Here is a 13,446-nt window from a genome sequence, read left to right on the forward strand (position 1 = left end):
AAGCATGTCGGAAAACAGCAGTTATCTATTTGAGATGCTGGGGGTAACAAAAGAATTTCCCGGCGTAAAAGCGCTTGATAATGTTACCCTGCAGGTAAAAAAGGGGACGGTCCATGCGCTTTGCGGGGAAAATGGTGCAGGAAAATCCACTTTGATGAAAGTGTTGGCTGGCATTTACAGGCAGGACTCCGGAAAGATTTTGATTGAGGGGCGCGAGGTTGAAATTGCCAATCCAAGGGATGCGATGGATAAGGGAATTTCAATGATTCATCAGGAATTGAATTTATTTCCGCAGATGACGGTTGAAGCGAATCTATACATTGGCAGGGAAAATCTGTATCCGGGTGGTGTTATCAATAAGCAGCAGAATTTAAAAGAGGTAAATGCGATATTAAAGGAATATGATATTGATATTAATCCGCGCCAGCGGATGAGAGAGCTGACAATTGCGAATCAGCAGATGATTGAAATTGTGCGTGCTATTGCTTTCAATGCAAAGATTATTATTATGGATGAGCCGACTTCTTCTCTGACAGAAGTAGAAATACAGACACTGTTTTCTATGATTCGTAAACTGGTAGCAGAAGGAAAATCTGTGATTTATATTAGTCATAGAATGGATGAGATTTTTGAAATTGCAGATATGGTGACGGTCATCAGAGATGGAAGGACAATTGATACAGTGCCGGTTGAAAAACTGGATAAGGTAAAAATCATCAAAATGATGGTAGGGCGAGAACTTGAGGATATTTACAATAAAAAGCGGATTCCTTTTGGGGAAGAAAGATTGCGCGTGGAAGGGCTTACAAGTGGAAAACATTTTCAGAATATTAATTTTTCGATACGCGCGGGTGAAATTGTCGGATTGATGGGATTGGTCGGCGCGGGGAGGAGTGAAGTGGCGGAAACGATTTTCGGGCTTCGCAACCTGGAATCCGGACAAATTTATGTGTCCGGGCGGAAGGTGGACATACGTAAACCGTGGCGCGCTATAAATGCCGGAATTGCGTTTATTACAGAGGACAGAAAACGATTCGGAATCAGTAGAATACATTCCGTAAGACAAAATATTGTACTTGCCAGTCTTGGAAAATATGCGGAAAACTTTTTGAAGGTGGTTTCGGTAAAAAAAGAGAAAAGAGCAACAGATGAAATGATAAGAATGCTGAATATAAAAACTCCGGATCAGAAGTTTAAAGTGGGAAATCTGAGCGGTGGGAATCAGCAAAAGGTTGTTGTTGGAAAATGGTTGCTGACGGAACCGGATATTCTGATTATGGATGAGCCGACCAGAGGAATTGATGTGGGAGCAAAATCAGAGATATATGCGATAATGACCGGAATGGCAGAATCGGGGAAAAGTATTTTGATGATTTCATCGGAGATGCAGGAATTGATGGGAATGTGTGACAGAATTGTTGTCATGTGCGCGGGAAAACAGACGGGAATTTTTGAACGCAGTGAATTTAACCAGTTTAAATTGATGGCGTGTGCGGCTGGAGAAACAAAGGAGGCGGCGGACAGGTATGAAAACTAAAGTTTTATCCAGAGATTTTTTGAAAAGTAACGTTATTTATATTGTATTTATTGTTATGTTGATTGGACTGAGTATTTTTTCGGATTCGTTTCTCAGCCTTAATAATTTCAGAAATATTCTGCGGCAGAGTTCTTTTGTTGGAATTGTAGCACTGGGGATGACGTATATTATGATTGCCGGCGGAATTGATTTATCTGTTGGGTCTACGATGGCACTTGCGGCGTGTGTGGCTGCAAGTCTGTCTACAGAAATGGGTATTGTGCTTCCATATCCTGTTGCGGTTCTGGCAGGGGTTGCCGTTGGCATTATAGTAGGACTTATTAATGGTTATGTGGTTGCCTACCTTGGCATTGTACCATTTATAGCAACATTGGGTATGCAGTCTGTTGTACGTGGTGTGGCACTGGTTTTTACATCGGGAAAACCGATTAACGCACTTACGGAAACCTATACAAATGTGGGAAAATCTTACGTTTTTGGAATTCCGATTCCGGCTATTATCTTTATCATTCTTGCAGCGGCAGCGTGGTTTTTCCTGTCGCGGACAAAGTATGGAAGATATCTGTATGCTATTGGAGGAAATGAAGAAGCGGCAATTGTAGCCGGGTTGAGAGTGAAATTTTTAAAGGCGAGCACGTATGTTGTGGGTGGTGCTATGGCAGCTCTTGCGGGAATCATTCTTTCAGCAAGAATTGCGGCTGGAACGCCAAATTCTGGTGAAATGTACGATTTTTATGCGATAGAAGCGGTCGTTATCGGAGGAACCAGCAATCAGGGAGGTACTGGAGGCATTATTCAGACAATAATCGGTGTATTGATAATTGGTGTGCTGAATAATGGTATGGATCTTCTTAATATTTCCGGGTATTATCAGAAAATTGTAACGGGTGTGGTTGTTGTACTTGCGGTTATTATTGATCGTAATAACGTAAATAGAAATCATTAATTTGAATTTTAAGCTGTGCGCAGGCTTGAAAGATAGAAACTAATATTATAAGAGAAAGGGAAGGTAAAAGACATGAAGAAATCTTTAGTTATCGGGATGACAGCAGCAGTGATGGCGGCAAGTATGGGAACAGTTTCATTTGCGGAAGACGGCGGATATAAAATTGCCATGATTTATCAGGATTTATCGGGGCAATTTAATATTTATTTCCAGGGGGAGCTTCAAAAGCAGGCAGAGGAACTGGGTGTTACACTGGTAGAATTTGATGGACAGGGTGCGGTAGACAAACAGCTCGATCAATGTGAAAACGCGATTCAGCAGGGTGTGGATGCGTTGATGTTTATTCCGGTAGATAAAAGCGGCTGTGCTCCTATTATTGAAAATTGTAATGAGGCTGGTATTCCTGTGATAGGCTGTAATAATCCGACAGATAATGTGGATGAGGCTACCGCATATGTCGGTGCAAATGATGTTGACGCGGGAATTATGGAAATGGAATACATTGCAGAGCTTCTTGGGGGCGAAGGAACTATTTGCGTAATAGAAGGACCTTATGGTCATTCTGCACAAATTGCAAGAATGGAGGGGATTGAAGAGACGCTCAAAAACTATCCGGATATTACAATGCTTTATAATGATACGGCAAATTGGGACAGAACAGAAGCAATGGAATTAACAGAAAACTGGCTGGAAAAATCGGGCGATGAAATTGATGCGATTGTGTGCCATTCTGATGATATGGGAATGGGCGCTCTGCAGGCAATCCAGGGAGCTGGTCTTGAAAATAATATAGAAGTAATCGGCATTGATGCAATTTATGATGCGTTGCAGGCTGTAAAAAAAGGCGAAATGTGCGCAACGGTATTCCAGGATGTATATGGACAGGCGGATGAGGCGATAGCTACTGCGCTAAAAGCGTTGAATGGCGAGGAGTTTGAAAAAACGACGTACGTTCCGTTTCAGATGGTAACGCAGGAGAATGTGGATGAGTATCTGGCCATGTTTGAGTAAGAAATAATAGTTTTGAAACTGACTGGAAATGAGGAATGTAATATGATAAATGATATTTATTATAATCCGACCAAAATACTTTTTGGGAGAGGAATGGAGGAAAAAGTCGGGGAAGAAACGGCAAAGCATGCCGATAAGGTGCTGATTGTCTATGGCTCGGAAAGAATTAAAAAGAATGGACTTTATGATAAGGTGATAGCTTCTCTGAAGTCAGCAGGCGTTGAGTATGAGGCGCTTGGCGGCGTGAAATCAAATCCGCGTTCCGGACTGGTATATCAGGGGATAGAAATCTGCCGGAAAGAGGGAATTTCATTTCTTCTCGCAATTGGTGGAGGAAGCGTAATTGATACAGCAAAAGCGATTGGATACGGTGTGCCATATGCTGGCGATTTTATGGACTTATATCTTGGAAAAGCAGAACCGGAAAGCTGTCTGGGGATTGGTACAATCCTTACAATTCCCGGAGCTGGCAGCGAGTCAAGTAATGGCTCTGTGATAACAGATGAAAAGCTGGGATTAAAAAGGTCTTGTGACACAGACCTTGCCAGACCGGTGTTTTCGATTATGAACCCGGAGCTTACTTATACAGCGCCGATGTATCATACGCTGGCAGGAGCTTTCGATGGGATTTCTCATGCTATGGAACGCTACTTTACAGATACGACATTTGTCGAGGTTTCTGACGGCATGGCTGAAGGAATTATGAAAGCGTTGATGAAGTATATGAAACGTGTGATAAAAGAACCGGATAATTATGATGTAAGAGCGGAGCTGATGTGGGGATGCAAGGTTGCGCAGGATGGTTGTATCGGTGTGGGACGGGAGCAGGCATGGTCAAGCCATCTTCTCCAACGCGATATCGGTTCAATTGCATTTGAGTCATCTCATGGCGCAGGACTGGCGGTGATTACACCGAAGTGGATGAGGTATGTGTATAAGCATAACATCCCGCGTTTTGTACGGTTTGCAAACAGGGTTATGGATGTACCGGTAAATCCTTGGGATGAGGAAGAGACTGTTTTGGAAGGTATTAAAAGACTGGAACTGTTTATTAAAGAGATAGGTCTTCCGACAACGCTTAGAGAAGTGGGAGTAAACAGCAGGAAAGATATTCTGGTGATGGCTGACAAAGCATATCCGGATGAAAATGGCACTCTGGGAGGATTTTATCCGTTAAAAAAACAGGATTTCATTAATATTTTGAATGAGGCATTTTAAGGAGGAAAACATGCTTAAGAAAATCAATCCGATAATTAGTCCGGAATTGCTGAAAATTTTGGCGGAAATGGGGCATACAGATGAAATTGTAATATGTGATGGAAACATGCCGGTTTATACTGTAGGGAAAAACGTAGTCCGTTTAGATGGACATGGGGTGCCGGAAATCCTGGAAGCGGTGCTGGAATATTTTCCACTTGATGCGAAAACAGAAAAGCCAGTAACGCTTTGTGACTGGACAGGTCCAAGACCGGATATATGGGATGCGTATAAGAAAATAATTTTGGAAAGCGAGGAGGCGGACAAATTCCGGAACGGCTTTAATATGCTTAAAGACCCAGAATTTATGGGAAGAGTGCGAAACGCGTATTGTCTGGTAGCTACAAGTGAAAAATCATTAGCCGCCAATATTATCTTGAAAAAAGGTTTACTGTAAAAAAGAAAACAGATGCCCGGTGCAGTTTGGGCATCTGTTTTTTAAAATCAATACAATGAAAGGAACAGGAAATACGGATATGGATAATAACAGGTATGTTATAGGTGTTGATTTTGGCAGTGATTCGGTAAGAGCAGCGGTCGTTTGTACAAATGGAAAGATAATTAGCCGGGGAGTGTCTTTTTACCGGAGATGGAAGATGGGATTATATCAGCATCCGGAAAAAAATATTTTCAGACAGCATCCACTGGATTACGTGGAATCGCTGGAAGAATGTATAAAAGAAGCGCTTGGGTCGCTGGATAAAGAAATAGTCAGCAAAATCTGCGGTATTGGGATTGATACAACCGGTTCTACGCCGGTTCCTGTTGATATACATGGAACGCCGCTGGCATTGCTGAAGGAATTTGCAGAATGCGAAGACGCGATGTTTCATTTGTGGAAAGACCATTCGGCTGCGCGGGAAGCAGAGGAACTGAATCATATTTTTATGTCTGGCACGAAAGAAAACTATACAAGATATCAGGGACAATACTGTTCGGAGTGGTATTGGGCAAAAATATTGCATACTATTCGCAGAAATCCGAAAATAAAGCAGAAAGCATATACCTGGATAGAACATTGCGATTGGATTGTTGGTTTGCTGACCGGGAAAAGTGCTCCGCAGACAATGTATCACAGTACCTGTGCAGCGGGGCATAAGGCATTATGGCACAGTGCGTGGAATGGGCTTCCATCTTCTGAATGTCTGGCAATGGCGGATACGTATCTTGCTGAGGTGGCAGAGAGATATGGAAGAACACCGCTGCCGGCAACAACCAATACCGGGAATCTTAATGATGAATGGGCAAAGCGTCTGGGACTATCGGGGCAGGTGATAGTTTCCGGGAGTTCTTTTGACGCACATGCCGGAGCAATAGGTGCAGGAATCAGACGGGGAACAATGGTTTGCATACTGGGAACATCGGCAGTGGATTTACTTATAGAAAAACCGGAAAATCTTTTTGGTAAAAATCTGGTATCATTATGCGGACAGGCGGAAAATTCTATTATTGAAGGGTATACGGGAATAGAAACAGGACAGGCTGCATTTGGAGATATTTTTGCGTGGTATAAAAAAATATTGCTTTGGCCGTTGAAACAGGCTTCTAAAAAGTTATCCGGAGAAAAGAAATGTTTATGTGATGAGCTTGCGGAGAACATGGAAAATCAATTGTTGGAATGGCTCCAGGAAGAGGCTGAAAAACTTCCGGAAGAACCCTTTCCGATAGCGCTTGACTGGTTTAACGGACGCAGATATCCCGACACGGATGACTATCAGATGGGGTCAATTTCACAATTGTCTCTGGGGGCAAATGCTCCTCATGTTTATCGGGGACTTGTCTTTGGAGCAGTATGTGGTCTCAGGAGACTGGTTGATGGTTTTGAAAAAGCCGGATTAGAAATCAGGGAAATCATAGCAGTGGGGGGAATTGCCAGAAAGTCTTCTTATATAATGCAGATGATGGCAAGTGTGCTCGAAAAGAATGTGAAGATTCCGGATACAGACCAGATTTGTGCATTGGGGGCCGCAATTAATGCTGCAGTTGCTGCCGGACAGTATCCGGATATAGAGACAGCGTTAAGATATATGGCGGCGAAGCCTTTCAGAGAGTTTACACCGGACGCTGAAAAATGTAATATATATAGACAACAGTATGAAAAGTATCGGACCCTGGCGGATATGGATGGGGATTATAGGTAAAAAGATGAAATAAATTATAAAAATATCTGTCCTGCAATTTGCAGGACAGAAAAAGCATTATGGCCGTTAAGGAGTCTTTTTTTGAGCAGAGACCTGGCTATATTGATATGACTGTGTGTATGGTCGGTAAGGAATGTTTTCCGGTGAATTCTGCTCCTGGGAGGAATCCGGGATCTGGCCGGTCCCGTGTTCGAAAGACGGATTCGGGCGCTGCGTATACGGAGCCTCTGACGGGGATATCTGTGCGGGCGGTTCCTGCTGCCTGTGTGCCTGCGGATGAGGTCTGCGCACTACATCAGACTGCAAATCCTGCGCTTGCTGCTGCGTATATTCATTCTGCAGAACAGGTTCCGCAGAGCACTGAGACGGCTGCCAGTCCGGAGCTGCCTGCGTCTGCATATCCTGCGGAGAGAAAGCGGTATATTCCTGCGTTTGCTGCCAGCTCTGTGCTCTCTGTGTATGCCCGCTTTGCGGAGCTGGTTCAGCATATCCCTGGACCTGCTGCCAGCCCTGCGCTGCCTGCGTACGTCCGTCTGGCGGCATGGGGGCTGTATAACTCTGCCGGGGCTGCCATGATGGCGGAACAGTTGTCTGCTGCCGCACCGGCGGGATGGGAGGTTCCTGCCATGCCTGATCGGAATACGCATGTCGCTGCGGTTCCTGCCACGTCTGCCCGGAATATGCATGTCGCTGCGGTTCCTGCCACGTCTGTTCGGAATGTGTTTGTTTCCGCGTCTCCTTCTGCTTTTTCTTTTTGCGTGGGCGGAAGATGGTCTTTCTGCCGGTCCACCCAACGATTCTCACCAGTATGATTCCCCAGAAAACGCCAAAGCTGTCGATCGCAACATCACGCACGGAAGGACCGCGCCCCTCCACGAACGACTGATGATATTCATCCCCGCAGGCAAAGCCCACACAGATGATCCCGGCCAGAAGCATCAGCCAGATGCCGTGTACTCCGTATACATATAAAGGAAACGATACCGCGACTGCCAGTGCGAAATATTCTGTCATATGCGCCAGTTTCCGCACCAGACCGTGTATCCGGTAAACCCAGGTATCAATCTCCCAGTCCGCCATGTCTGCGTTCAGCGTCTGATCCACGGTTTCTACTATTTTATAACTGACCTTATAGCTGAGCTGTGAGGATACCTCGCCAGGCTGAGCTGAAAAACTGTAAATCATATACATCAGAAGCAGGGCGGGTACAAACGAAAAGGGTTTCAGTAAAGTTCTTATCATTGAAGTACCTCCTGTAATTTGTTTCTTGAATGATTGTCATAATACCACGCCTGTTTTCGAATGTCCATCATTTTAATAAAAATATAAGAAGAAAAATAAATATAAGAAAAATCTCCTTGACATCGGAAACAGAACTATGTATACTAATTTCGTGCGCGGAAGGACGTATGTCTTTTGGTGCGCAAAATTGAGCGTTATTCGAGACAGGATAACCGGCAACCACAACCCACAGGGAATAATACAGGAGGTAAAAGGAATGCCAACATTTAACCAGTTAGTAAGAAAAGGCAGAGAGACATCTACAAAGAAGTCTACTGCACCGGCTCTCCAGAAGGGTTTCAACTCTCTGAAGAAAAAGAGCACCGATGTATCTGCACCGCAGAAGAGAGGTGTTTGCACAGCGGTTAAGACAACGACTCCTAAGAAGCCGAACTCAGCTCTTAGAAAGATCGCCAGAGTACGTCTGTCCAACAACATCGAGGTTACCAGCTACATTCCGGGCGAAGGACACAACCTGCAGGAGCATAGCGTTGTCCTGATCCGCGGCGGACGTGTAAAGGACCTTCCGGGTACCAGATACCACATCGTACGTGGTACACTTGATACCGCAGGCGTTGCAAAGAGAAGACAGGCTCGTTCCAAATACGGAGCAAAGAGACCGAAAGACGCTAAGAAATAAAAAAAGCGGGGAACAAAAACAAACGCAAGCAAAGCGGGCATTTGTTTTTGAACGGGCTTTTTACAGGAAATCACAAACAGAACTAGTATTTGTGCCGGGATTCTATTACCAGGTGGTTGCAGGTTGAAAATAGAAGCTATGGGCGCGAAACACATTAGAACGACACATGTGAGTACCGATGAATTAAGTATCCTCTGTAAAGGACAGCGTGTTTTTCTTGTTTATCTGCTGTCCCGATTCAGAAAACAATATTAAGGAGGGAAGTAACGTGCCGCGTAAAGGACATACTCAAAAAAGAGACGTATTGGCAGATCCGCTGTACAATAACAAAGTGGTTACGAAGCTTATCAATAACATTATGTTAGATGGTAAGAAGGGTATCGCACAGAAGATTGTATACGGTGCGTTCGATAGAGTGGCTGCAAAATCCGACAAGCCGGCTATCGAAGTATTTGAAGAAGCTATGAACAACATCATGCCTGTTCTGGAAGTAAAGGCGAGACGTATCGGTGGTGCTACCTACCAGGTACCGATCGAGGTAAGAGCAGACAGACGCCAGGCGCTGGCTCTTCGCTGGCTGACCATGTTCTCCCGCAAGAGAGGCGAGAAGACCATGGAAGAGAGACTGGCAAACGAGATTCTGGATGCAGCAAACAACACTGGCGCATCTGTGAAGAGAAAAGAAGATATGCATAAGATGGCAGAAGCTAACAAGGCTTTCGCTCATTACAGATTCTAATTAGGAGGAAAAACTACCTTGGCTGGAAGAGAATATCCGTTAGAGAGAACCAGAAACATTGGTATTATGGCGCACATCGATGCTGGTAAAACTACCACGACAGAGCGTATCCTTTACTATACCGGTGTTAACTACAAGATTGGTGATACTCACGAGGGTACTGCTACCATGGACTGGATGGAGCAGGAGCAGGAAAGAGGTATTACCATCACTTCAGCCGCTACAACCTGTCACTGGACGCTGCAGGAAAACTGCAAGCCGAAGCCGGGTGCTCTGGAGCATCGTATCAACATCATCGATACGCCGGGTCACGTTGACTTCACGGTAGAGGTTGAGCGTTCCCTTCGTGTACTGGATGGCGCTGTCGGCGTATTCTGTGCAAAGGGTGGTGTAGAGCCTCAGTCAGAAAACGTATGGCGTCAGGCTGACACCTACAACGTACCGAGAATGGCATTCATCAACAAGATGGATATCCTTGGTGCGAACTTCTACGGCGCCGTAGAACAGATCAAGACCAGACTGGGTAAGAATGCGATCTGCATTCAGCTCCCGATTGGTAAAGAAGACGATTTCAAAGGAATCATCGACCTCTTTGAAATGAAAGCCTACATCTACAACGATGAAAAGGGCGACGATATTTCTGTTGTTGATATTCCGGAGGATATGCAGGAAGAAGCAGAGCTGTACCGCACAGAGCTTATCGAGAAGATCTGTGAGCTGGACGACGATCTGATGATGGCTTACCTGGAAGGGGAAGAGCCGTCTGTGGACGAACTGAAAGCAGTTCTGAGAAAAGCTACCTGCGAGTGTACAGCAGTCCCGGTTTGCTGTGGTACTGCATACAGAAACAAAGGCGTTCAGAAGCTTCTGGATGCGATCATTGAATATATGCCGTCACCGCTCGATATCCCGGCTATTAAGGGTACTGATCTGGATGGAAATGAAGTAGAGAGACATTCTTCTGATGAAGAGCCGTTCTCCGCTCTGGCATTCAAGATCATGGCAGACCCGTTTGTTGGTAAGCTGGCATTCTTCCGTGTGTATTCCGGTACGATGAACTCCGGTTCTTACGTGCTGAACTCCACGAAGGGCAAGAAGGAGCGTGTAGGACGTATCCTTCAGATGCATGCAAACAAGAGAGCCGAGCTTGACAAGGTTTACTCCGGTGATATCGCTGCAGCAGTTGGATTTAAGGTAACAGGTACCGGCGACACCATCTGCGACGAGCAGCATCCGGTTATTCTGGAATCCATGGAATTCCCGGAACCGGTTATCGAGCTGGCTATCGAGCCGAAGACAAAAGCAGGACAGGGCAAAATGGGCGAAGCTCTTGCAAAGCTTGCAGAGGAGGACCCGACCTTCCGTGCTCATACAAATCAGGAAACAGGACAGACCATCATCGCAGGTATGGGCGAGCTCCATCTGGAGATCATCGTAGACCGTCTGCTGCGTGAGTTCAAGGTTGAGGCAAATGTAGGTGCACCGCAGGTTGCTTACAAAGAAACCTTCACCAAAGAAGTTACCGTGGACAGCAAATATGCGAAGCAGTCCGGTGGACGCGGACAGTATGGTCACTGTAAAGTTATCTTCACCCCGATGGATCCGAACGGTGAAGAAACCTTCAAATTCGAGTCTACGGTTGTCGGCGGTGCTATTCCGAAGGAATATATCCCGGCAGTTGGCGAAGGTATAGAGGAAGCTGCAAAGGCAGGTATCCTTGGCGGATTCCCGGTACTCGGTGTTCACGCAAATGTATACGACGGTTCCTACCATGAGGTCGACTCCTCTGAAATGGCATTCCACATTGCCGGTTCCATGGCATTCAAGGACGCTATGAAGAAGGGTGATGCGATCCTGCTTGAGCCGATCATGAAGGTAGAGGTAACGATGCCGGAGGAATACATGGGCGACGTTATCGGTGATATCAACTCCCGTCGTGGACGTATCGAGGGTATGGAGGATATCGGAGGCGGCAAGATGGTGCGCGGCTATGTACCGCTTGCTGAGATGTTCGGTTATTCCACCGACCTTCGTTCCAAGACACAGGGACGCGGCAACTATTCCATGTTCTTTGAGAGATATGAGCCGGTTCCAAAGTCTGTACAGGAAAAAGTACTGAGCAATAAAGGTAAATAAATGAAAAAAGGCTTGAAAATGTCTATGATTTGAAATATAATCATAGATAGCCTGTTAAAAAATTAAAAACGAAAAATCTGATTTTTTTAAGGAGGACATTCAAAATGGCAAAAGCTAAATTTGAAAGAACGAAACCGCATTGTAATATCGGTACCATCGGTCACGTAGACCATGGTAAAACAACTCTTACAGCAGCTATCACAAAGGTGCTTTCTGAGAGAGTTGCTGGTAACACAGCTACAGATTTCGAGAACATCGATAAGGCTCCGGAAGAGAGAGAGCGTGGTATCACAATTTCTACCGCTCACGTTGAGTATGAGACAGAGAAGAGACACTATGCACACGTTGACTGCCCGGGTCACGCTGACTATGTAAAGAACATGATCACCGGTGCTGCTCAGATGGACGGTGCTATCCTTGTAGTTGCTGCTACCGATGGTGTTATGGCTCAGACAAAGGAGCACATCCTTCTGTCCCGTCAGGTAGGCGTTCCGTATATCGTAGTATTCATGAATAAGTGCGATATGGTTGACGATGAAGAGCTTCTTGAGCTGGTTGACATGGAGATCCGTGAGCTGCTCACAGAGTATGACTTCCCGGGCGATGACACACCGATCATCCAGGGTTCCGCTCTGAAGGCTCTGGAAGATCCGTCCAGCGAATGGGGCGACAAGATCATGGAGCTGATGGATGCTGTTGATACATGGGTTCCGAATCCGGAGCGTGATACAGATAAGCCGTTCCTTATGCCGGTTGAGGACGTATTCACAATCACAGGTCGTGGTACTGTTGCTACCGGCCGTGTAGAGCGTGGTACTCTTCATCTGAACGATGAAGTTGAGATCATCGGTGTTAAGGAAGCTACAAAGAAGACTGTTGTTACCGGTATCGAAATGTTCCGTAAGCTGCTTGACGAAGCTCAGGCAGGTGACAACATTGGCGCACTGCTTCGTGGTGTTCAGAGAACTGAGATCGTTCGTGGTCAGGTTCTTGCAAAACCGGGCAGCGTTAAGTGCCACACAAAGTTTACCGCTCAGGTATACGTTCTGACAAAAGATGAAGGTGGACGTCATACTCCGTTCTTCAACAACTACAGACCGCAGTTCTACTTCCGTACAACTGACGTTACCGGCGTTATCGAGCTGCCGGCTGGCACAGAAATGTGCATGCCGGGTGACAACGTAGAAATGACCATCGAGCTGATCCACCCGATCGCTATGGAGCAGGGTCTTACATTCGCTATCCGCGAAGGTGGACGTACTGTTGGATCAGGCCGTGTTGCTTCTATCATCGAGTAATCTCGGACACTTATATTGTAAAATTACCCCGGATGGCTTAGGCTTTCCGGGGTTTTGCATAAGAAAAAGCATATGAAAAAAATGCTATGAAATTAGAAGAAGTAAACAAAAAAAATAGTTGCTATTTTACTGAATTGTGAGTATACTATTCTTAGGATAAGTCTTTAAAGATTTAACAGCAGGTATATCTCGACCTTCAACTGAGAAAGTTATGAGTGGGCGTATCTCAGCCCTAAGCGAGACAGTTAGAAGTGAGTGTTTCGCCACTCGAAGTGCGAACCTAACAGTGGGGCGGTTAATCCGCCCCATTTTATATATGGAGGATGAAGAATTGGCAATAGAATTATATGAAGTCAATCCTAAATACATAAATTACCTTGTGCCATATGCACCACACTTATTCCATAATTGTTGATGCTCCTTTAAAATAACATTTTATAGATCTTGTTGCCTTTCGTCA

11 protein-coding genes are annotated in these 13,446 nt (G+C 45.4%); 10 read left to right on the forward strand and 1 reads right to left on the reverse strand.

Annotation, left to right across the window (positions count from 1 at the left end; all coding sequences use genetic code 11):
- The first annotated feature begins 4 nt into the window (after positions 1-4).
- The 6 genes from ACLU9Q_RS18795 to ACLU9Q_RS18820 all read left to right on the forward strand — a co-directional run bounded on the left by ACLU9Q_RS18795 (position 5) and on the right by ACLU9Q_RS18820 (position 6,892).
- A complete protein-coding gene (locus ACLU9Q_RS18795; RefSeq protein WP_296835099.1) occupies positions 5-1,537 on the forward strand; it encodes a sugar ABC transporter ATP-binding protein in 1,533 nt (510 codons plus the stop codon).
- The gene (locus tag ACLU9Q_RS18800; protein WP_296835101.1) at positions 1,527-2,483 is read left to right on the forward strand and encodes an ABC transporter permease; all 957 of its coding nucleotides are present in this window, start codon (positions 1,527-1,529) and stop codon (positions 2,481-2,483) included. Before ACLU9Q_RS18795 ends, ACLU9Q_RS18800 begins: the two co-directional genes overlap by 11 nt.
- Before the next feature lie 72 nt (positions 2,484-2,555).
- The gene (locus ACLU9Q_RS18805) at positions 2,556-3,494 is read left to right on the forward strand and encodes a substrate-binding domain-containing protein (protein WP_296835102.1); all 939 of its coding nucleotides are present in this window, start codon (positions 2,556-2,558) and stop codon (positions 3,492-3,494) included.
- A 42-nt stretch (positions 3,495-3,536) separates the two neighbouring features.
- Complete coding sequence (locus tag ACLU9Q_RS18810) at positions 3,537-4,712, forward strand: iron-containing alcohol dehydrogenase (RefSeq protein WP_296835104.1); 1,176 nt, start codon at positions 3,537-3,539, stop codon at positions 4,710-4,712.
- 10 nt (positions 4,713-4,722) lie between these two features.
- The gene (locus tag ACLU9Q_RS18815; protein ID WP_296835106.1) at positions 4,723-5,148 is read left to right on the forward strand and encodes an RbsD/FucU family protein; all 426 of its coding nucleotides are present in this window, start codon (positions 4,723-4,725) and stop codon (positions 5,146-5,148) included.
- Positions 5,149-5,227: 79 nt separating this feature from the next.
- Entirely contained in the window at positions 5,228-6,892 is a 1,665-nt protein-coding gene (locus ACLU9Q_RS18820; RefSeq protein ID WP_296835108.1) for a ribulokinase, read from the forward strand.
- Between the two features lie 66 nt (positions 6,893-6,958).
- On the opposite strand, the gene ACLU9Q_RS18825 is transcribed toward ACLU9Q_RS18820, so the two are convergent.
- On the reverse strand, positions 6,959-8,134 hold the full coding sequence (locus ACLU9Q_RS18825) for a VanZ family protein (RefSeq protein ID WP_308593764.1): 1,176 nt from the start codon (positions 8,132-8,134) through the stop codon (positions 6,959-6,961).
- Between the two features lie 256 nt (positions 8,135-8,390).
- On the opposite strand from ACLU9Q_RS18825, the gene rpsL reads away from it, so the two are divergent.
- From rpsL to tuf, 4 genes are all read left to right on the forward strand, one after another.
- Complete coding sequence (gene rpsL / locus ACLU9Q_RS18830) at positions 8,391-8,813, forward strand: 30S ribosomal protein S12 (RefSeq protein WP_296835110.1); 423 nt, start codon at positions 8,391-8,393, stop codon at positions 8,811-8,813.
- A gap of 268 nt (positions 8,814-9,081) precedes the next feature.
- Positions 9,082-9,552 (forward strand): 30S ribosomal protein S7, encoded by a 471-nt coding sequence (rpsG, locus tag ACLU9Q_RS18835; protein WP_296835112.1) that lies wholly within the window; start codon positions 9,082-9,084, stop codon positions 9,550-9,552.
- A gap of 18 nt (positions 9,553-9,570) precedes the next feature.
- Positions 9,571-11,688: an elongation factor G gene (gene fusA, locus ACLU9Q_RS18840; RefSeq protein WP_412625834.1), complete on the forward strand. Its 2,118-nt coding sequence runs from the start codon at positions 9,571-9,573 to the stop codon at positions 11,686-11,688.
- Positions 11,689-11,792: 104 nt separating this feature from the next.
- Positions 11,793-12,986, forward strand: a complete 1,194-nt coding sequence (tuf, locus tag ACLU9Q_RS18845) for an elongation factor Tu (RefSeq protein ID WP_296907731.1) — start codon at positions 11,793-11,795, stop codon at positions 12,984-12,986.
- Positions 12,987-13,446: the final 460 nt, after the last annotated feature.

Origin of the sequence: Marvinbryantia sp. (assembly GCF_047017445.1) — a bacterium.
Taxonomy (GTDB): domain Bacteria; phylum Bacillota; class Clostridia; order Lachnospirales; family Lachnospiraceae; genus Marvinbryantia.